The following is a 21693-nucleotide window of genomic DNA, read 5'->3' as shown; positions in this document are numbered from 1 at the left end:
AAAAACAGCGTTGTAGCCAAGTCAAGCACGACCGATGTATCGCGTTACTTACATGGTGGAGATCGCGTAAGACCAGATGCGCACCACCGCGTAAGTACAAATGCCAACCATCACATAATCTTTCCAACTGAAGGAATTCCATTTGATGCCCGGTTCCGGTTTGGGGGCAGGCGTTTGCGCCTTGTCAACCGGCGCAGTCGCGGCGGGAGGCAATTGCCTGCGGTGCCGGCGGCGTATGGGCACTGCCGGAGGCATAGAAGGTGCATTAGTCTCAACCACCGGTTCGGATGCCGGTTTCACCCGGCGGCGCACCCGTGCTGGTGCCTCCACCGATGGGAGTTTCTCATTCAATCCGAGCAACTGTCTTTGATAGGCTCCGACTACGGCGATCATGACGAAAAAGGAGGCTCGCGAAGACCATCCAACCATCCAGGAAGAAACCACATACGCAACCACCATCACGAATAGAACGCGGCGAATCCTCTCCACCTCATCATCCTCCGTCTTGGCCCGGACCAAAGTGGCAAAACAGGCGTAGATGATGGCGATGAACAGACACAATCCCGGTTTTCCCAATTCAGCCCCGACGGCCACATAAGAACTATGCGGAGCCTTCGGAAACCCCGAATGACGGGCAAAGCCTTCAGCGAAGTGCTCCCAACCGACACCGTTGGAGGTATTGAAAAATGTGTGCAATCCCCAACGGAACACCCACACGCGCCCTTGAATACCGCCCTCCGCAGAAGGACGATCCAGCTCTTGCATCCGAGGAAGAGATTTTAGAGCCGCCCATCCTACCGTGATCGATACCACCCCAATCAGTACTTTCACTATCAGCGGACGCCGGAAGGAATAGCCCGCGAGAGCAGTTGCGAACGCAGACAAAAATGCCCCCTTGGAAACCGTAAGGAACAAACACCACGCCAGCATGGCCACCATGGGCAACATGCTGAGCTTTACTGCAAAGAACCGTTTCCAAAAATAGAGGAAATAAAGCATGCCAAAAGCCGGAACCATGCTGTGCCCCAATGCGTTCGGATTCTGAAAAATTGACACATTCAGGATCAGGCGGCCCTTCATCATTCCTTGTGTCATATCCTGGCCGTGCATCGGATCGAAACCGAACTCACTGGCCACCGCAAGACACGCCACTACGACGACCATGATGGCCCAGCAGGCCAGAAACTTCCGGATTCGTTCCACGCTGGAGAGCGCCAGCACGATGACGTAATAATAAAGAAAGAGGCTGTAGCTGGATTTGAATGTCTCCACTGGTGAGGGGGCCGTTACGACGATCCAGCCAAAATACGCCAGCATCAACCAGTCATGTGGCGTTTTAAGCAGAAGCGCGAGGCTGAAACCATTCTCTCGGGTGAACGTCCCATACAGGGCCATCAGCATGGTCACCATCGCCGGACGCAAGGCCGCCGCTGCTCCGATCCATTCGTGCGGACGAATGTGATAGAGTATGATGAAAAGTATGACGGCGATAAAATCCATGCAGTTCAGCCTGGCTGAGAACTATGCCAATCCCCATTTTCTCGCCGTCTCCCGATAAAGCCCGGCATAGCGTTCTCTCATCCGCTCAAGGGAGAGGTGTTGCACCACATAATCCCGCCCCGCCAGACCGGCCCGCTTCAGCAAATTGCGATCGGCCATTACATCGCTCAGAATCCCGGTCAACTGGGTGTCGGATTCCATTCCTCGCACAAAGCCGTTCTGACCATCAGTTAGGATGTCCGCATGACCACAAGAAGTGTGGCAGAGAACCGGAACGCCCGTGGCCATCGCTTCCAGCGCGGCGTTCGACATCCCTTCCTTCAAAGATGGCACCACCAGCAGGTCCATGGCCCGATAGTGCTGGCTGGGGTCAGACTGATAACCAGCGAGATGTATCCGCTCCTTCACCGGACTGTTTGAAGCAACCTGACGTACCCGCGTCTCTTCCGGTCCACCACCGCCTACCAGCAGCAGGTGCGGCTGTTCCCCGCTCAGTTTCAAGTTGTTAAAGGCGTTCACCAGCATCTCATGCCTTTTGAAAGCTCCAAACCGTCCGACCATGCCGATGATCAAGGCATTTTCAGGCAGGCCCAATGCGCGTTTGGCAGCAGGAGAATCACCCGGGGAATATTTCGTCGCATCGACACCGTTATTTATCGCATAGATTTTCTCTTTTGGCGCACCATGAAAAACAAGATGCTCGCCCAAGCTCACGGATACGGGAACCAGCCGGTCAACGCGTTGGAAGAACGCCCACCGTTGCAATCGCCGCTTCAAAGTCAGGTCAACCTTGGTGAATTCAGCATGTTCACCATGCAAGATCGGCCATTTTCCTCCGAAAGGCCGCCCCAAAACCGTGTAGATAAGCGTGCCGTGATTGTGGGTATGAAGGATAGCCGGACCGGTGGCGCGAATGACCTCACGCAGATCATTCACCGTTTTCTTTGAAAACCCGGGCGGCTTGTTCAGCACCACCGGCTGCTTGTCAGCCGGTAAACGCGCGGCAAATGCTCCCGCCCGCGTGATGCAACAGACTTTTATCTCCAGATCCTCCGTCCGCAAACCGTTCACCAAGTTCACCACGCCATTCTCCATCCCCCCGGGATCAAGGGATAGAACGACATGTAAAACTTGGATCTTCTTTTTCACAGGTGCCACTCTGGCGATATGCTGTCTGGGCTCGATTCAAAAATACGCCGGGGACCGATGTCAAAACCGCGGACGTGCGAACAGGAACTGCCTGCCGCTGCGCAAACGGAACAGTGCCGGTTCATTTAACCGGTTTGGATCCCCATAGAACGGCCACAACAGGCAGGATACGGCGAGTTCCTTCAAAGCAACAAGCCGATTCCCTTGTTCAAAGTACATCCATGCCGATTGAAAGTAGGCGAACGAACTTGCCTTGAGCCAGAACATCCAGTCCGACCGGGACACCAGCTCCATATCTCTCGCCTTGTTCAACACCGTGAAGATGTTCAGCTTCATCCGTTCGGCGTTGCGGCTCATGCTGTTTCGATGACGCCGGATCAATACCAGGCGTTCCGGGATGAGATACGCAGGCTTTCTTGCCGCCATTCGTATCCACATGTCACGGTCTTCAGAACTGCGCAGGGTCTCGTCAAACAAACCCGATTCCTCCAGCACACTTTTCCTGGCCACCACCGCCGAAGGGGAAAAACGGGTCTTCAGCAGGATATCTCGATGGTCCAAACGGCCATGCACATGATAGGCCAAGGACTTCAATTCGAAAGGCGTCCCCTTCTCGTCCACATATACTGCCTGGGAGGCGACGAGACCGAAATTTTCAGGGCTGGAAAAATAAGACAGTGCTTTAGCCAGAAAATCCGGTTTCCAGATGTCATCCGCATCTAAAAACCCTATCAGCCCATGGCTTGCTGCCCGGATGCCAGTGTTTCTGGCTGCTGGCAGTCCGCCATTCTTCTTCCTTATATAACGGATGCGATCCCCGTATTTCGCCGCCACCTCCGGTGTGTTATCGATCGAACCATCATCAATCACGATGACTTCTACATTCGAGTGCGTCTGGTCCAATGCGGAATCTATCGCTTGCGCCAGAAAGTGCGCATAATTATAGGCCGGTATGACCACCGAAACGCCTTGATCGGAAACTGCGGAATTGGACAGGTTCAAGGAGGGGTGGATTGCTATTGATTACCAGTGCGTCAACAGACCAAAAGCCGGATGCAACTCAACTTGCGCGCTCTGCTGGATGATAGCTCTCATAGTAGTTATGAGAGTAGTAGTAGTAATAATAATAATTGGAAGTGGCCGTGAGATCCAACCGGTTCAAAACAAAGCCATAGAACTGGGCACCGTTGCTGCGCAACGTCTCAATCGCGATCCGGACATTGCGCAAAGGAGTGCGCCCGCTCCAGATCACAAAAACCACACCATCCACTGAAGAAAGCAAGGAGGATGTCTCGGCAAGACCCAGCACTGGCGGAGTATCGATGATCACGCGGTCATATTTCTCGCGCAAACTCTCGATGAAATTATGTACCTTTTCACTGCCAAAACGGTCCGTGACTTCTTCGCTGAACTTGCCACGCGGGATTACATCCAAGTTAGGTATGTCTGTCTTGCGAATGGCACTGGCAGCATCATTCTTGTCCATGATGATTTCTGCGAGACCAGGGGTGGATGCGACTTTGAACGCTTGATGCACAGTCCCGCGACGGATGTCCGCATCAACCAGCAGCGTACGTTCCCCTTTCCGGGCGAATGAGGTTGCTATGTTACGAGCCACATAAGTCTTGCCTTCTTGCGGCATCGCACTGGCGACCATGATGACTTTGGAATCACTGTCGGCCTCGCCATTGAACAAAAGATTTGTACGGATGACACGGAAATTCTCCGTCATCGTCGCCAATTCAGATTCCCCCTGCGCCTTGTCCTGCACGCCGCGCTGGCTCAACTGGGGCACCACACCCAAAGCCCTGAGTTTCAAGGAATCTTCACCCACTTCCACCGTGCCGATAGTATGGTCCAAGTACTCGATCAGGAAAGGCACCCCGACTGCGAGGCCAAGCCCAAGTATGAAAGCATAAAGCAAAAGGTTGAAACGGTTCGGAGAAGCAGGGACTGAGAGGCGCTCCTCCAATATGCCTGCGTAGTTCAGAAAAATCCGTTCCTTGTTTTCACCGTAATCCAGCGTGCTGACCGCCTTTGCCAGACTGTCATAGAACCCACGCCACGCCAGTTGGCCCGCAGCTAATTGATCGAAACCAAGTTGAACCTTCGCCTGTTGCTTCTTTGTTTCAAGATACTCGGGCATTTTCGCCTTCAAGTCGGCCTGACGGGCGCTGAGCTCCGCCAAACGGACATCCACTTTTTGAATGCCACCCTCCAATTCGGCTTTCAACTGTTGTTCGGCATTTTTTAGTTTCTCCTCTACCTCTTTCATCTTGGGATGGGCAGCAAGATAACGCTGGCTCAATTGATCACGCTCCTGCTTCAAGGAGCGGAATCTCCGTTCTGCCTCATCCCAAGTGACCGGCCCCTTGGCTTCATTGATTGCGGGGATGATCACAAACTCACGCGTCTTGGCATTGGCATCAGCCCCAGCTCCGATGGGCTTCAACCCTTCGCTCACATCGAAGGTGGCGCCAATCTTCAAGTCCAAAAGACCTGAGTTTGCGGACAAAATCGACAGCTTCTCCACCACATTCAAATCCGGCTTGGTCAGCCGCGCCTTCAAACTCTGCAATTCCTCTATCACATAGTTAACCCGGGTCAATTCAACGGGCACGGCCTGCATCTCGCGCATCTGGCTGGTGATTTCTGCCATTTTATTACTGTCCTGATAGGCGAAATTGGTAGCAACCCATTCCTCCATCTTTTTACTGATGCTGGCCATCTCCTTGGTAAAATCGTTCAACACCATCTCACGACGCTTCTGGCGTTGCTCCTGGCGGTAAATATTATACTCCTCGAGCATGCGCTCTGTCCAAAACTCCGCCAAATCCCTTGAAAAAGCCCAAACCTCAATCTCCACATTTCCTTGAGAATTAATTTTATAAGAAACCTTCTTGATGTGCTTCCGGTAGACATACTTGTATGGCATGTTGATACCAAACCGGGCAGCCGTCCTTTCCGTCAGATGCGGAGAACTGAACTGATAGAAAAGTGAATCAGTGGTACTATCTCCGAAAACAGTCTGAGTCGTCACCGGCAATGGCAATTCCTTGCGCTCAATCAACGTCTTCGCGTAATAGACTGGCCGGGAATACACATACAACGTCAGGCCGGCGAGCAGGGAAAAAGCCATCAATAGCACTATCAGCCGGATGTGTTTGATCACAACCGTCAGATAGACCATCAAATCACCGAACTTGATCGGGGCTTGTTTTACGCCGGGTAACATATCAGTTGTATTCTAACCTAATAAAGCCGCAAGGAAAGCAAGAATCCGCATCTGCAAACAAAAATCCCCTGCACTGGGCAGCGCAGGGGATTGAGAGTCAATAAGATGACATCTTAGAAGCTAAAGAAGCTCTCGGGCACCACGATGATGTCATTGCTTTGCAGCACCACATCAGGTTGTTTGCCAGATTGCACACTCTTGATGCTCACAGGGATGCGGAATTTTTCACCGTTACCACCATTGCGAAGCACATACACACCACTCTTCTTGGCGAAGCGGGCAAAACCACCACTGCGGAGAATCGCCGCATAGGCCGTCAACTCCTCATCAATCGGCAACTGCACGATACCAGCGCTCTTGACGTTACCCGTCACATACACGCGGTTGGCGAAGGCCGGCACCACCACGATATCACCCGGCTGCACGGACACATCCGGCGTCAAGCCAGCACCATCCAAAATCGCTTGCACATTGACTTCTTCCACCAAGCTCTTGCCTTCCGCAAGGCGGAGAAGTTTCACACGGGTCAAATCACCGGAATCCTTTGTACCACCCGAACGGATGAAGATGGTCGTGATTGTCGGTGAATAACCGGCAGGCAACAACAAAGGACCAGTCTGCTTGAATTCACCAGCCAGATACACCACGTTCGCGGAACCAGCCGAGTAAGTCTCAACCGTGCGCTCAACCATCACCGTGGCCTGACGCAACTGCGAAGCTTCCAGAGCTTCCTTGATCGTCTTCTCGGCGTCCGGCAAGTCCTTACCAGCAACCTGCACGCGACCGATACGAGGAAGAACAATGTATCCACCCTCACGGATTTGATAAACACTGTTGAACGACTCGTCTTCCACCACAAAGATCTGGATCGGCTCACCCGTGGTCAAAACCTTGGAACCACCCTCAGAGGCCAGCTTGCGCAACTCGCCCAACTTAGCTTCGATCTGCGCATCGATTTGCGCTGTCTCAGTTTCCACAGCCTTCACACGCTCAGCCCAAGCTGAGGCTTCCTTCTGCCACTTCTCAATCTCCGTGGCAACCTGGTTGGAATTGGCAAGCTGCAACTGCTTGGCAGCAGTATCAGACTTGGAACGGACATAAGTAGACTCGCGCTCCAAAAACACGCGGCGATCAGACAGGCGATCAAGCTCCTTCTGGAGACCGTCCAGACGTCCACCCACCTGCTCCTTGGCGCGCAACTGGCTCAAATACTCCTCGCGAGCCTTACGCCATCCATCGACCTTGTCAGATGCATTTTGAGATTGCGCAGTAACGTTTGTCGCAAGAACAAGTCCGGCAAACAAACTAAGCGCGTAGCGATAATTTAGTTTCATGGCGTATAAAAACGTTCAATTCCTCAACCCAGTTTCCACCAAGCCATTAGGCCGGTGATAAGTCACGCGCTATAAGGAACTAAACTCCCTTCTTCCTGTAAAGTAGAAATTTGCAAAAATTGAGCAGTGTTGTATCTTAGCTGTCTTGTTCCAAATCAGCCCGCCCTTATCTGCGCATCTTCACTCAAAGTACTTGACACTCAACCAGCACAAACCATACACAACGTTTAGAATTTTCTAAACGAATGCCCAGGCAGACAGACAGTAAACAGCCCGACTGGATGCATACCCGCAGCAAGTTTATTGAAGCGGGCGGCTCCACCACCCAGTCTTTCGGGCTTGGTCGCCTCGTAGGACAGATTTACGCCCTCCTCTACCTCAGCCCCGAACCCATTTGCCTGGAAGAGATTGCAGCACAACTCGGCGTCAGCAAAGCCAGCATCAGCATCACCATCCGCCAGATGGAACGCTGGGCTGCAGTGCATAAAGTCTGGGTAAAAGGTGATCGCCGAGACTTTTACGAAGCCGAAACTGACTTTCGAAAAATCTTTCGCGACGGCTTCTTGGAAACTTTACAAAAAAAACTGCACACGGCAGGCCGACATCTTGAGCAGGTTGAAACTCACGCCAAGCAAAGTTTGGCCCAGACATCCGACATCAGTTCTGAAAACGAGTCCGCCGCCATGAAGACCGTCACGGAAAGACTGGAACGCGCACGAAAGTTCCAACGCCAACTGTCAGGCCTCATTGACAACCCGTTGATCAACCGCCTCCTCTGAGCATGCCCGCATCCTCCCCCAACGCCTCCGCCATTGAGCGAGTTATCCGTCCCCGCAGCGGTTTGGCCGCCATTGATATGGCGGAACTCTGGCGCTATCGCGAATTATTCTGGCAACTTGCATGGCGCAATGTGCTTATCCGTTATAAGCAGACTCTTTTGGGTGTGGCTTGGGCCGTGTTGCAACCCCTTCTGACTGTGGCAATTGGCGCAGTCGTCTTTGGACGTCTTGCCAATTTACCCAGTAATGGCGTGCCTTACGTTTTACTCACCTTCGCCGCCTTGCTTCCTTGGCAATATTTCTCCAATGCCATGACGGAAAGCAGCAATTCCTTGATCGCTTCGCAGAACATGATCACCAAGGTCTATTTTCCCCGCCTTATCATTCCCGGAAGCGCGGTCATGAGTGGCATGATCGATTTTCTTATCTCCCTCGTTCTCTTGTTCTTGCTGATGTTGTATCATCAAACAGCACTTACTCCGCGCTTGCTGCTTTTGCCTTTCTTTTTCCTCTACACCACCATGGCAGCCATGGCCGTCGGCATGTGGCTGAGCGCTTTGAATGTCAAATATAGGGATGTGAAACACGTAGTCCCCTTCCTTACCCGCATGGGCCTTTATGTGACGCCCGTGTTTTTCAGCATCAGCCTTATTCCCCAGAAATGGCTTATGCTTGCTTACACACTCAATCCCATGGTGGGCGCTGTGGAAGGCTTCCGTTGGTGCATTCTGGGTGAACAATTTGAGCCGTATTGGCCTGGTATGACTGCCAGCGTGGCAGTTGTGGGACTACTGCTGATCACGGGTGCTTATTACTTCCGCACCACGGAGAAAACCTTTGCTGACGTTATTTAACGAATGAGCCATCCAATCATCAGCGTTCGTAATATCGGCAAGCGTTACGAACTCGGCGAAACCATTCGTCATGACACTCTACGCGACCGACTGGCGTATACGGCCAAGAAATTCTTGGGCGGGTCAGGAGCCCAAAATGGGCAACCCTCAACTTCTCCTGCCGAATTTTGGGCATTGCGTGATGTTTCTTTCGATATCAATCCCGGCGAAGTCGTCGGCATCATCGGTCGCAATGGCGCTGGCAAATCCACGTTGCTGAAGATTCTCAGCCAGATCACCGAACCCACCACTGGCGAGATTCGCCTCCGCGGTCGCATCGCCAGCTTGCTGGAAGTCGGCACCGGTTTTCATCCCGAACTTACCGGACGCGAGAATGTTTTCCTGAACGGTGCCATTCTCGGTATGAGCCAGGCTGAGATCAAAAAGAAGTTCGATGAAATCGTCGCATTCGCCGAGATCGAGAAGTTCCTCGATACTCCGGTCAAACGCTACTCCAGCGGCATGTATGTGCGTCTGGCCTTTGCAGTGGCTGCTCACCTTGATCCCGAAATCTTGATCGTAGATGAAGTGCTCGCAGTAGGTGATGTGCGTTTCCAGGAGAAGTGCCTCGGAAAAATGCAGAACGTGGCTAACAACGAGGGCCGCACGGTCCTGTTCGTCTCTCATCAACTAGCCAGCTTGAGCAAACTTTGCACGCGCGGCATCGTGATGAGCGCAGGCCAAGTCTCCATGGACGGCACCGTTTCCAAAGCGATCGAGCATTACATCTCCGGACTCGGTAATCGCGAAGGAGAAATGAAGTGGAAAGACTTGGAGAAAGCTCCAGGAAATCACATCGCCAAAATCACCGCCGTACGTTTGCTCAGCGATGAAAAGATCACCAGCGAAGTGAAGACCGGCAGCGAGACAGTCGTGGAGATTGACTACGTCTGTCAGACTGGCAATGAAGCTGTTTCCTGCAGCATCCACCTGCTGGACAATCTCGGCTCTTGCATCCTCGCGACCGGCAACATGCCTTCGGTGAACACCATTGAAGATGTTTGGGCTAATAAGAATCTGCCCATCGGCACTTACCGCACCCGCTGCGTCATCCCGGCGAATTTCCTAAATGAATGCAGCTACGGCATCAGCGCATTTCTCGTGCATAACAATTCCAAGATCCTGGCAAAGGCCGAGAACGTGCTGAGCTTCATCGCCCATGATAGCGGCGAGATGCGCAAAGAATATTCCGGCCCTTGGATCGGTTCCATCCGTCCTAAGATGGCCTGGTCCACCGAAGTTTTGAGCCACTAAGAAAATATGAAAGTAGTCATCCTCTGCGGTGGTAAAGGCACCCGTCTCCGTGAAGAGACGGAATACCGCCCCAAGCCCATGGTGCCCATCGGCAATCGTCCGATCCTCTGGCACATCATGAAGACCTACGCCGTGCAAGGGCACAAGGAGTTCATCCTTTGCCTCGGCTACAAAGGCGACATGATCAAAGACTATTTCCGTAATTATCATTGGAACACCTGCGATGTCACCCTCCAGCTCGGACGCAATCCGGCCATCCAATATCACGACCGCCACGGTGAAGAAGACTGGAGTGTGACCTTGGCTGATACCGGCCAAGAGTCCATGACTGCTTTCCGCGTGCGCCAGATTCAAAAATATCTCGCCCCCGGCGAACCATTTCTCCTCACGTACGGCGACGGAGTATCGAACATCGATGTCAATGCTTCGATCCAGTGCCATCAGAAATCAGGCAAGCATCTGACCATCACCGCCGTTCATCCTGCCGGACGCTTCGGTGCGATGCAGATCGCCGATGATGGCAGCATCCATAGCTTCGCGGAAAAACCGCAGATGGAAGACGCGTATATCAATGGCGGCTTCATGGTTTGCCAGCACGACGTGTTCAAGTATCTGCCTGACGATCCCAATGTCATGCTGGAGCGTCAGCCGATCGCAGATTTGGTAAAAGACCGTCAGCTCAACAGCTACAAGCATGATGGCTTCTGGCAGCCGATGGATACTTATCAAGAAAACCAATACCTGAACTCTCTCTGGAACAGCGGCAAAGCTCCTTGGAAAACCTGGTGATGTTCGGCTCCATCTATAACGGTAAAAAAGTCTGGCTCTCCGGCCATACAGGATTCAAAGGTTCCTGGATGGCTGAATGGCTGTTGTCACAGGGTGCTATTGTGCATGGCTACTCCCTCGCGCCTGACGCGGGCCCTGCCCTCTTCAATCAGCTGCAACTCGCTGGCCGGTTGGAGAACGAGATCAACGACATCCGCGATGCTGCTGCCGTTAAGAAATCCATATTCGAAACGCAGCCGGATTTCGTGTTCCACTTAGCCGCACAGCCACTGGTCCGTTATTCCTATGACGCCCCGGTGGATACCTACGAAGTGAATGTGATGGGCACTGTCAATGTGCTCGAATCGCTTCGTCACTTGGGCAAGTCCTGTGCCGCCGTCTTCATCACCACGGATAAATGCTACGAGAATCGTGAATGGGTCCATGGCTATCGCGAAGAAGATGCCTTGGGTGGATTCGATCCCTACAGCTCCAGCAAAGCTGCTGCTGAACTGGCCATCAGTTCTTGGCGTCGTTCTTTCTTCGTCAATCATCCGGTGAAGATCGCCAGCGCGCGCGCGGGGAATGTCATCGGTGGTGGAGATTGGGCCAAGGACCGTATCATCCCTGACTGCGTCCGTTCTCTGCAAAAGGGTGAAGCCATCCCTGTCCGCAACAAAGTGGCCACGCGTCCCTGGCAACATGTGCTGGAACCTTTGAGCGGTTACCTGTGGCTCGGCGCATTGCTGGCGAATCCGCAGTTGGGCCGCTTCGACGGTTCATACTATTCTTCCGCTTTTAATTTCGGCCCCACCAACAGCTCCAACCAGAATGTTAAATCACTGGTGGAAGAATTGTTGAAGCATTGGCCCGGCACCTGGACGGACAAGAGCGATCCCAAAGCCGCGCACGAAGCCAAGTTGCTGCATCTGACCACGGACAAGGCGCATGGCCTGTTGGGCTGGCAACCGGTGTGGAACTTCTCTGAAACCGTCGCCCGTACCGCCCAGTGGTATCGCACCGTCACCGAATCTAACAACTCGAATAGTGCCCGGGAACTGACTCTCGCCCAGATCCAAAACTACGCTCAGCAAGCCGCTGAGCGCCAGATCGAGTGGGCCAAATCTTAAACGCATCATGCCAACCCCTGCTGAGTTAAAAGCTGAGATATTACGCCTCACCCGCGAATACTCCGCCATGGTCCATCGCGCGAACCGTCCCGGCGCTGAAAACGCCAACGAGTTCACTCCCGGAAAAACCACCATCCCCTACGCAGGCCGCGTCTTCACGGAAGACGAAGTGGAAGCCGCTGTCGGCAGCACGTTGGATTTCTGGCTGACCTTGGGACCGGAAGGCGAAGCCTTTGAAAAAGAACTCGCCTCTTATCTGGGCGTCAAACACTCGCTGCTCGTCAACTCCGGTTCTTCAGCGAATCTGGTAGCATTTTCTGCTCTAACCAGCCACAAGCTACCGCCGCATAAGCGTATCCTGCCCGGTGATGAAGTCATTACCGTAGCCGCAGGATTCCCGACCACCGTCGCTCCTATCGTCCAATACGGTGCCATCCCCGTGTTCATGGATAACGATCCGGCTACGGGCAACGCGCAGGTGGATCAGTTGGAACGCGCCTACAGCCCCGGCAAAACGAAAGCGGTCATGATGGCCCACACCTTGGGCAATCCTTTTGATCTCGGTGCCGTCCTCGAATTCTGCCGCAAACATGATCTGTGGTTGATCGAGGATAATTGCGATGCCCTCGGCTGCACCTACTCCATGCCGATCGAACGCGCCAAAGCTCTCGGCATCACCAGCAATTCTCCCGGCATCCCGGAAAACGGCACGCACATCACCCGCTACACCGGCACTTGGGGTGACATCTCGACACAATCTTTTTATCCCCCGCACCACCTCACCATGGGTGAAGGTGGCGCCGTGAACATCGTCTCCCGTCCTCCTCTGAAAACTTATGCCGAGAGCTTTCGTGATTGGGGTCGCGACTGCTGGTGCGCCAGCGGCAAAGACAATACCTGCAACAAGCGTTTCGACTGGCAGCTCGGCGAACTGCCCAAAGGCTACGACCACAAATATATCTACAGCCACCTCGGCTACAATTTGAAGCCGCTAGACCCGCAGGCTGCCATCGGGCGTCAGCAATTGAAGAAACTCGCCGCCTTTGTCGAGGCGCGCAAAACGAATTGGGAACACCTCCGCGCTGGATTGGCGGACTTGTCAGAGTTTTTCGATTTCTCGCTGCCTACTCACGCCACCGGCTGGACGTCGCAAGGTTTCACTTGGGATAACACCGGCTGCCGCACAGATTGCTCGTGGTTCGGCTTCATGATCCGCGTCAAGCCCGGCGCGCCTTTCACGCACACGGAATTAGGCCGTCATCTCGATTCACAAAAGATCGGCAACCGCATGCTCTTTGGCGGCAATCTGCTTCGCCAGCCCGTTTTCGTGCAGTTGAAGAAAGACCGGCCCAGTGCTTTCCGCACCATCGGAGAACTCCCCGGTGCTGATCAGATCATGAACCAAGCCATCTTCCTGGGCACTTACCCGGGCCTGTCCAAGGCCATGCTGGATCACATGGTCAAAGTCATTCGCGATTACTGCCATAGCCGTAAATGAGCAACCCGCTGGCCAAAGATCTGGATCATGTAATGCACCACACCCAAGGGTTGTGGGAGGAGCTGCGTGGCCAGCGTATTTTCATCACCGGAGGAACCGGCTTCTTTGGCTGCTGGTTATTGGAAAGTTTTGCGTGGGCGAATGACACCCTGAAGCTCGACGCCCATGCCGTAGTGCTCAGTCGCAATCCGCAGGCACTGGCTGCCAAAGCTCCGCATCTGCTGAACCATCCGGCGATCTCTTTTGTCACGGGAGATATTCGGGACTTTGAATTTCCCGCCGGAAATTTCTCCCACGTCATCCACGCGGCCACCGAAGCCAGTGCCAAGCTGAATGCTGAACAGCCTTTGCTGATGTTGGAAACGATTGTGGATGGCACGCAACGGGCTTTGGAATTTGCCCGCCATGCAGGTGCTAAAAAATTTCTCCTGACCAGTTCCGGGGCAGTCTATGGACCACAACCCAAAGACCTCACCCACGTTCCCGAAAGCTATACCGGCGCTCCTGACACCATGAACGCCCTCTCCGCCTATGGAGAAGGCAAACGCCTGTCCGAACACTTGAGCGTGCTTCATGGGCGGCAATATGGCTTCGAAGTCAAAGTAGCCCGCTGTTTCGCTTTCGTGGGTCCTTACCTGCCCTTGGATTCTCACTACGCCATCGGCAACTTCTTGAGAAACGCGTTGGCGGGTGAAAAAATCCATATCCTCGGTGATGGCACGCCGATGCGCTCTTACCTCTACGCAGCGGATCTTGCCATTTGGCTTTGGACCATCCTGTTTCGTGGCGAGGCTTTCCAAGCGTATAATGTAGGTGCGGAAAACGATCTCTCCATCGGTGAACTGGCGCGAAAGATACAAAACCAGTTCTCTCCCGGTTCACCGGTCGTCATCGCCGGCCAGCCTCGGGCTGGCAGCTTGCCGGAGCGTTACGTGCCCGCCACTGGCAAAGCCCGGTCACAACTACATTTGAATGCGGAAACAAGTCTGGATGATGCGCTGCAACGGACTGTGGCATGGATAAAACGGAATTGATGCTGAACAAGCAAGCTGTATGGCCAAACTGCCCATCGCGATCTTAGGAACCGGCAATATCGGCACGGACCTGCTGTTGAAGGTGCTGCGCTCTCCCCTGCTGGAATGTCGCGTCTTCGCCGGTCGCAACCTCTCCTCTCCCGGCATGACCAAGGCCAGCATGCTGAACGTTCCTGTCTCTGCCAAAGGCATCGACAGCATCCTCGATCTCAAAAAAGAGATCGCCTTGGTATTCGATGCCACCAGCGCAGAACATCATTACAAAAACGCACCGCTCTTTCAGGAAGCAGGCATCGTAGCCGTCGATCTGACTCCCGCCAAAGTAGGTCGCATGTGCGTTCCGGCCGTGAATCTCAACGAGTGTCTGAACGAGCCGAATGTGAACATGGTGACCTGTGGCGGTCAGGCTTCGATCCCTCTCGCCTGCGCCATCGCCAGTGCGAACCAGAGCGTGGAATATATCGAGACCGTCTCCAGCATCGCCTCACGGAGTGCCGGTCCAGCCACCCGTATCAATCTGGACGAATATCTGATGACCACCGAATCGGGCATACAGATGTTCTCCTCCTGCAATCACACCAAGGCCATCTTAAATCTTAATCCCGCCAGCCCGTGCGTGCATATGCAGACCACGGTGATGGCGAAAATATCCAAGCCTGACTTGGCCGCTACGCGCCAGAAGGTTTCGGAAATGGTGGCATTGATCCGTCAATACGTCCCCGGTTACCAACTGATCCTCGACCCGATCATCGAAGGAAACCGTTTGATAACGATGGTCAGGGTGGATGGTTTGGGCGATTATCTTCCGAAATACGCAGGCAATCTGGATATCATCAACTGTGCTGCCATCGCTTTTGCCGAAGCGTACTCACAAAGAAAACTTTCCTGACGCATGACCGCCAAACCCGACATCACAGTCTGCGATGCCACCCTGCGTGATGGCTCCCATGCTTACAGCCACAAGATCACGCTGGAGCAAGTGCGCGCCTATGCGACAGCCGCAGAAGCCGCCGGTTTTTCCTTTCTCGAAGTCGGCCACGGCAACGGCCTCGGAGCTTCTTCATTGCAAGTAGGCGAAAGCCTCGTCCCCGAAGGCGACATGCTTCGTGCAGCCAAAGCGTGCCTCAACAATACCAAGCTCAGCGTCCATGTGATTCCCGGTTTCGCCACCATCAAGCGCGAGATCGTCAATGCCTTGGACTGCGGCGTGGATTTGTTCCGCATCGGTTGTCATTGCACGGAAGCGGACATCACCCAGCGTCACATCAGCTACGTCCGCTCCGTCGGTCGCGAGACATGGGGCGTGCTCATGATGAGCCACATGGTCACAGCCGATGTGCTGCTTGAAGAAGCCAAGAAAATGCAGAGCTATGGGGCTCAAGGCATCGTGCTCATGGATTCCGCCGGAGCATACTTCCCCACTGCGGTGACCGAGAAAGTTGGTTTGCTCGTCGAGAAACTGGAAGTGCCCGTGGGTTTCCACGCGCACGACAATCTGGGCCTGTCCATCGCCAACTCACTTGCGGCCCTAGAAGCAGGCGCACGCATCATCGATGGCACCGCCAAAGGCTTCGGCGCGGGTGCAGGTAATGCTCCGCTGGAGCTTCTCGCCGCGGTGCTTAAGCAGCAGGACTATCCCGTACGTCTGGACCTCTACAAGGCCCTCGACGCCGCCGAGATCGCCGCAAAGCTCTTCGCTGGCTCTTTGCCCGATTCTAACGCCATCACCATCGTCAGCGGTTTGGCGGGCGTGTTCTCCGGCTTTGCGAAACCTGTTCAGCGCGCCGCCACGCAATTAGGTGTCGACCCACGTGACGTCTTCTTTGAATTAGGGCGGCGAAAAGTGGTCGGCGGCCAGGAAGATCTGATTCTGGAAGTCGCCTCTGAACTCGCCCAAAAGAAAATTGCGCCCAAGTAAACTATGAACCCAGCAATCGCATTAGTCCGGGCTGACGCGGAAGCGGTGATCGAAGGCCGCACGCAGAATCTGCAAGCTCTGCGCAACCAGCACATCTTCATCACGGGCGGCACCGGTTTCCTGGGCACATGGTTGCTGGAACTGATTAACGTGCTGAATGAGAAGCACAGTTTCGGCATCAAGGTCACGGCCTTCAGCCGGAATGCCAAATCACTCGCCAGCCGCTGGCCGCAGCTGGGACAACAATCGTGGCTCAAGCTGACTGAGGGCGATATCCGTCACTTCACCGAACTGCCGCGCGATGTCCGTTATATCATCCACGCCGCCGCCCTGACAGACCGTCGTCTGCTCGCGTCCCAGCCAAATGCCGTCGCAGAAACCAATGGTCTTGGCCTCATGCGTTTGCTGCGCGCTGCCAATCTCCAGGAGGACTTGGAGAAGATCGTCATCCTCAGTTCCGGCTTGGTCTACGGTTCCCAGCCTTGGGACATGCCTTGCATCGATGAAACCTACAGCGGTGCCTTGCGTTGCGACGATGTGAACGTCGCTTACGCCGAATCGAAACGTTTTGCTGAAGTGGCCGCACAATGCGCTTTGAGTGAAAGCAAGTTGCCTATCGTCACCTTGCGTCCGTTCGCGTTTGTCGGCCCTTATCAATCATTGCAATTGCCCTGGGCGGTCACGGATTTCATGCGGGACAGCTTCAATGGCGGCCCCATTCGCATCATGGGCGATGGCGCTACCATTCGCAGTATCATGTACGCCAGCGATTTTGCTTTCTGGGTCTTATCCGCGCTGGCCCTAGGACGTCTGCGCCAGGTGTATAATGTTGGCAGCCCTGAACCTATCGACCTCGGTTCACTCGCCCACTTGATCACCCGCCATTTCTCACCTCCACCCGAGATCCGCACCCGTTTGGGACAGGCGGGCCATGACCGTACGCGGCTGGTTCCCTCAGTCGAACGCGCCAAGAAAGAACTTTCCGTGACTGTGACGGTGCCCTTGGCTGACGCCATTCAGCGCACGATCACCTGGAATCGCCACATCCAATCGATATGAAAATTAAAGTCAGCGATTTGATCGCCCGTTTTTTTGATGAAAAAGGCATCACTCATGCCTTCGGCATCATCGGCTCTGCCAATGCCCACATTTTCGATTCCATCTTTAACAAGTCGAACATCGAGCTGATCTGCAACCATCATGAGCAGGCTTGCACGATGGCGGTGCAAACTTATTGGAAAATCACGGGCAAACCCACCTTCGCGCTTGTGACCGCAGGTGCCGGTTCCAGCAATGCCATCACCGGCGTGCTTTCTGCCTGGGCGGACTCGATCCCCTGCCTGATCCTTTCCGGTCAGGAAAACGCCCGTTATATCACGCCGGATCATGATCTGCGCATGTATGGCATCCAAGGTTATGACAGCCCGTTCGCGGTCAGCAAAATGACCAAATACGCGAGCCGTGTCATGGACCCGCAACAAGTTCTTTTTGAACTGGAGAAAGCCTGGCACTACGCCACCACTGGCCGTCCTGGGCCTTGTTGGGTGGATTTTCCGATGAATGTGCAGGGAGCCATGGTGGAAGAGGATACTCTCCCTCACTTCACACCGGAAGCAGAAGAAAAGTCAGCCCCGGCAACACTGTCCGGAGCAGCCTTGCAACAGGAAGTGACTAAGGCTCTCACGGCTTTGCGTAGCGCCAAACGTCCCCTGCTCTGGCTCGGTGTCGGTGTGCGTATGGCAGATGCTGTGGAAGACGTGCGCAAGATGGTGGATCAGCTAGGCATTCCCGCGTTGGTCACGTGGTCAGCCATTGACCTGCTGCCCTCGGAACATCCATTGATCGTCGGGCGTGCTGGTGCTTATGGCCAGCGTGCGGCCAACCTTATTCTGCAGAACAGCGATTACGTGCTCGCGATCGGCACACGCATGGCGATTTTGCAGGTAGGTTACGAGATCTCTGAATTTGCCCGCGACGCTTCGACCATCACGGTCGTTGATATCGATCCTACGGAACTCAAGAAGTATCCGAGCCGCTTTAATCACAACGTGTGCGCTGATGCGGGCGATTTCATCCGAACCGTTCTCGCCAGCAACCCACCTGCTCCTACAACCGAGCAGACACAATGGGTGCAAAGATGCCAGAACACCTGCCGGAAGTTCCCTTGGATCGGGCCAGAACACGAAGACAAGGAAGGCTTCATCAATTCCTATCCGTTCATGGCCAAGCTGCGTCCGCACTTCAAACCGGACCAGGTGATCGTTACGGACATGGGCACCGCCTTGCTCAGCGGTCATCAGGCGCTTTCCATCACGCCGCCGCAACGGTTGCTCACTTCGCAAGGTCTGGGCGAAATGGGCTTCGGCCTGCCCGGTGCCATCGGTGCTTCATTCGCACTTAATCGCGGTGAGGTCATGTGCCTCAACTGCGATGGCGGCATAATGATGAACCTGCAGGAATTGCAGACCATGGCGCATCATCAGTTGCCCATCAAACTGTTCATCTTCAACAACGACGGTTACCTGATGATCAAGCACACGCAGAAGGCGATCCTCAAAGGCCGTTATTCCGGCACGGACCGCAAATCCGGTGTGAGCTGCCCTGATTTCAGCAAGCTGGCGGCTGTGTTCGGCTTTCCTGCATGGCAGATCCGTACGTGGGAAGATTTCGACAAGGTATTGCCCGAGGTTCAAGCGCATCAAGGCCCGTGCATCGTCGAGGTCTTCATGCATCCGGAACAATATTTTCATCCCAAGCTTTCGCTTGCCGTGCAAAAGGATGGGACATTGGTTTCACCGCCTTTGGAAGATCTTTCTCCTTTGCTTCCTCGTGAAGTGTTGCGCGAAGAGATGATCACCGGTCTCCATCCGAAATCACTGGGGCTGCAACCTTAAACGGGTTACCTCAGATATTCTCGCTGCATCATGGTAAGCGTCATCATGCCAACGGCCAACCGGCCGAAACTCTTGAAGGTGGCCATCGCCTCCGTCCTGAATCAGACGGGCGGTCATCTCATCAAGGAGATCATCGTCTCGGAGAACGGGCAGAACCGTGATTCACAGGCCGTCTGCGAAAGTTTTGGTGATGCCCGGATCAAGTATGAGTATCTGGACCCAGCCCAGCCTCATCCAGCCCGAAGCATGAACCTTTACGGTCAGGCGAGCGCGGACTATGTCGCCACGCTTCATGATGATGACTGGTGGTTTCCTGGCTATTTGCAGCGGGCTTACGACAGCCTGAAGACTTATGGCACCGAAGCGTTTTTCTGCGATTGGAATTTCTACACTTCCGAAACCATTTGCGAATATTCGTCTGCCAAGAATTACGCTCTCTGGTTTGGTTCCGGGTTTCCGGCTGTGACCGCTCCGTGGAATCTGAGTCCGAAGCAACTGGCACTGGGTTCTCTGCCTTGCACCCCTATCCACCTCTCGACCGGGCTGTGGAAAAGGGAGACTTTGAACCGTTGTTTCACCCTGCTGACGGAGTTCTACAATCCTTACGATTGTGACCGTTTGGTGGCGGCTGAAATCGCGCGTTATGGCGGCATCACTTTCAGCCCGGAACCGCTGGTCTGCATCCGTCATCATCAGCAACAGGATGGCAAGCGCTTCAGTGAAGCGATGCGGGAGCCTTACGTGACTGGCACCACCAAGCACGTCATCGCCTTGTGTAATCATATGGGGGTGGACATCAGAAAAGAGATCGATGAACTGATCCGACAATGTCCTCCCGCCGTGCTGTTGCCCTGCATGCGCAATTTTCATCCTTTCGTCATCGCCGAACTGGAACGGCAGAACCTGATCGGTCCCAAGTTCAGTGAGTGGCTCGCTTGGGATAAGAAACGGAAGTTCAACAAACGGGTGGCCCGCTGGATCCCTCCGGTCATCACAGAGAAAATTTAAGCCTCATCACTGGATTGCGAGCGCCAAAGCCAATCATGCGCATACTCATCTTATCAGACACAGAATCTTCGCATGGTGGAGCCATCTCCACCACGCGGCTGGCGCATGGCCTGCTGGCCGTTGGAGCCGAGGTGCATCGCACTTATGCGTACGCGCAGAACAAACGTACGCCCTGGGTCTCGCATCCTCTGCTTTCGCATCTGTCCGCTTCGGGGGAAGCGATCACGTCACTGATCAAACTTTTGCCGGAACGCCCGCAGAATCAGCTTCTGCAGAATCTCAGTATCCGCAAGCTCAAGAAGCTGATCGCCAAGACCCAACCGGATGTGGTGAACATCCACACTACGTTCACGACTGGCTGGGACATGGGCATCCTTGAAGCCATCCCTGCCCACCTGCCGCAAGCATGGACTCTGCACGACATGTGGAGCTTTACCGGTGCTTGCACTTACGCATTTTACTGCAACAAGTTCACCGCTGGTTGTGATGCTGCGTGCGCCACGGAGAAATTATGTCCTGGCGTCCATAAGCACGTGCCTCCCGCAGAGATCGGTCCCATATTTCAGCGTAAGCTTCAGTTCTTGAAAGACCGCCCGCACCTCACTTGCATCACGCCTTCCGTCTGGATGCAAAAGGAGGCATTGCGCGGCGCGTGGCGTGATCATCAAGTCATCCACATTCCCTACGGGCTGAACCTGAACACCTTTCGTCCGGTAGATCGTGCGTCGGCGCGTGAATCCCTCGGCATTAAAGCTCAAGGACCCGTTCTCCTGCTGCCAGCCACCAACTTGGGCGAAGAGCGCAAAGGCGCACGCTTCGCGCTCGGTGCCTTGAAGCAGATGTCGGATAAAAAAATCACGCTGCTGACCATGGGCCATGAACCGCCGAAGCTCGACCTTCCGGGCGTGACGATTCAGCACATGGGCTTCATCAGCAGTGAAGTGCTGCAATCCATTCTGTATTCAGCAGCCGACCTGATGCTGCATCCCGCCACCGAGGACAATCTGCCTAATACTGTGCTGGAAGCCATGGCTTGCGGCACACCTGTCGTTGGCTTCCACATCGGCGGCATGCCTGACATGGTCACCGATGGTGTTACCGGATGGTTGAATCCTAATGTTTCAGTGGAAGGTTTCACCGAATGTCTGCAACGCGCGTTGACCGCTTTGAGTTCTGGTACAGATCTCCGGGCCGCTTGCCGGAGCAAAACGGAAAAAGAATATCCGCTCGCCCTGCAAGGAGAGCGGTATGTGACGCTTTTCAAACAGCTCATGCAAAAGCAAGGCAGCACACGCTAGT

At 54.3% G+C, this 21693-nt stretch carries 18 protein-coding genes; 13 read left to right on the top strand and 5 right to left on the bottom strand.

Annotation, left to right across the window (positions count from 1 at the left end):
• Window positions 1–48: 48 nt before the first annotated feature.
• From VGH19_20615 to VGH19_20595, 5 genes are all read right to left on the bottom strand, one after another.
• Window positions 49–1500 carry an O-antigen ligase family protein gene (locus tag VGH19_20615; protein HEY1173780.1) on the bottom strand — a complete coding sequence of 484 codons (1452 nt, stop codon included), beginning with the start codon at window positions 1498–1500 and terminating at the stop codon, window positions 49–51.
• 21 nt (window positions 1501–1521) lie between these two features.
• The gene (locus VGH19_20610; protein ID HEY1173779.1) at window positions 1522–2649 is read right to left on the bottom strand and encodes a glycosyltransferase; all 1128 of its coding nucleotides are present in this window, start codon (window positions 2647–2649) and stop codon (window positions 1522–1524) included.
• 60 nt (window positions 2650–2709) lie between these two features.
• The gene (locus VGH19_20605) at window positions 2710–3651 is read right to left on the bottom strand and encodes a glycosyltransferase (protein ID HEY1173778.1); all 942 of its coding nucleotides are present in this window, start codon (window positions 3649–3651) and stop codon (window positions 2710–2712) included.
• Window positions 3652–3709: 58 nt separating this feature from the next.
• On the bottom strand, window positions 3710–5884 hold the full coding sequence (locus VGH19_20600) for a polysaccharide biosynthesis tyrosine autokinase (GenBank protein HEY1173777.1): 2175 nt from the start codon (window positions 5882–5884) through the stop codon (window positions 3710–3712).
• 113 nt (window positions 5885–5997) lie between these two features.
• Window positions 5998–7218 (bottom strand): polysaccharide biosynthesis/export family protein, encoded by a 1221-nt coding sequence (locus VGH19_20595; protein ID HEY1173776.1) that lies wholly within the window; start codon window positions 7216–7218, stop codon window positions 5998–6000.
• 281 nt (window positions 7219–7499) lie between these two features.
• Here VGH19_20595 and VGH19_20590 point away from each other — a divergent pair, with 281 nt between their 5' ends.
• The 13 genes from VGH19_20590 to VGH19_20530 are packed head-to-tail and all read left to right on the top strand — an operon-like array spanning window position 7500 to window position 21692.
• Window positions 7500–7997, top strand: coding sequence for a hypothetical protein (locus VGH19_20590; GenBank protein ID HEY1173775.1), 498 nt, complete (start codon window positions 7500–7502; stop codon window positions 7995–7997).
• A 2-nt stretch (window positions 7998–7999) separates the two neighbouring features.
• On the top strand, window positions 8000–8851 hold the full coding sequence (locus VGH19_20585) for an ABC transporter permease (protein HEY1173774.1): 852 nt from the start codon (window positions 8000–8002) through the stop codon (window positions 8849–8851).
• Between the two features lie 3 nt (window positions 8852–8854).
• On the top strand, window positions 8855–10144 hold the full coding sequence (locus VGH19_20580; GenBank protein HEY1173773.1) for an ABC transporter ATP-binding protein: 1290 nt from the start codon (window positions 8855–8857) through the stop codon (window positions 10142–10144).
• 6 nt (window positions 10145–10150) lie between these two features.
• Window positions 10151–10933, top strand: coding sequence for a glucose-1-phosphate cytidylyltransferase (gene rfbF / locus VGH19_20575; GenBank protein HEY1173772.1), 783 nt, complete (start codon window positions 10151–10153; stop codon window positions 10931–10933).
• Window positions 10918–12042, top strand: coding sequence for a CDP-glucose 4,6-dehydratase (gene rfbG, locus VGH19_20570; protein HEY1173771.1), 1125 nt, complete (start codon window positions 10918–10920; stop codon window positions 12040–12042). Before rfbF ends, rfbG begins: the two co-directional genes overlap by 16 nt.
• Before the next feature lie 7 nt (window positions 12043–12049).
• Window positions 12050–13540, top strand: coding sequence for a lipopolysaccharide biosynthesis protein RfbH (gene rfbH / locus VGH19_20565; GenBank protein ID HEY1173770.1), 1491 nt, complete (start codon window positions 12050–12052; stop codon window positions 13538–13540).
• Window positions 13537–14574, top strand: coding sequence for an NAD-dependent epimerase/dehydratase family protein (locus VGH19_20560; protein ID HEY1173769.1), 1038 nt, complete (start codon window positions 13537–13539; stop codon window positions 14572–14574). The genes rfbH and VGH19_20560 overlap by 4 nt, the downstream gene beginning before the upstream one ends.
• A gap of 19 nt (window positions 14575–14593) precedes the next feature.
• Window positions 14594–15463 (top strand): acetaldehyde dehydrogenase (acetylating), encoded by an 870-nt coding sequence (locus VGH19_20555; protein ID HEY1173768.1) that lies wholly within the window; start codon window positions 14594–14596, stop codon window positions 15461–15463.
• A gap of 3 nt (window positions 15464–15466) precedes the next feature.
• Window positions 15467–16492: a 4-hydroxy-2-oxovalerate aldolase gene (dmpG, locus tag VGH19_20550; GenBank protein HEY1173767.1), complete on the top strand. Its 1026-nt coding sequence runs from the start codon at window positions 15467–15469 to the stop codon at window positions 16490–16492.
• Between the two features lie 3 nt (window positions 16493–16495).
• Complete coding sequence (locus VGH19_20545; GenBank protein ID HEY1173766.1) at window positions 16496–17551, top strand: NAD(P)-dependent oxidoreductase; 1056 nt, start codon at window positions 16496–16498, stop codon at window positions 17549–17551.
• Window positions 17548–19386 carry a thiamine pyrophosphate-binding protein gene (locus VGH19_20540; protein HEY1173765.1) on the top strand — a complete coding sequence of 613 codons (1839 nt, stop codon included), beginning with the start codon at window positions 17548–17550 and terminating at the stop codon, window positions 19384–19386. The genes VGH19_20545 and VGH19_20540 overlap by 4 nt, the downstream gene beginning before the upstream one ends.
• 30 nt (window positions 19387–19416) lie before the next feature.
• Window positions 19417–20394 carry a glycosyltransferase family 2 protein gene (locus VGH19_20535; GenBank protein ID HEY1173764.1) on the top strand — a complete coding sequence of 326 codons (978 nt, stop codon included), beginning with the start codon at window positions 19417–19419 and terminating at the stop codon, window positions 20392–20394.
• A gap of 35 nt (window positions 20395–20429) precedes the next feature.
• The gene (locus tag VGH19_20530; GenBank protein HEY1173763.1) at window positions 20430–21692 is read left to right on the top strand and encodes a glycosyltransferase; all 1263 of its coding nucleotides are present in this window, start codon (window positions 20430–20432) and stop codon (window positions 21690–21692) included.
• The last annotated feature ends 1 nt before the right edge of the window (window position 21693 follow it).

It is taken from the genome of Verrucomicrobiia bacterium, from assembly GCA_036405135.1.
In the GTDB taxonomy this organism is placed as follows: domain Bacteria; phylum Verrucomicrobiota; class Verrucomicrobiia; order Limisphaerales; family JAEYXS01; genus JAEYXS01.
Note: the sequence above shows the minus strand (reverse complement) of the source record. Positions and strands in the feature narration are given on the sequence as shown.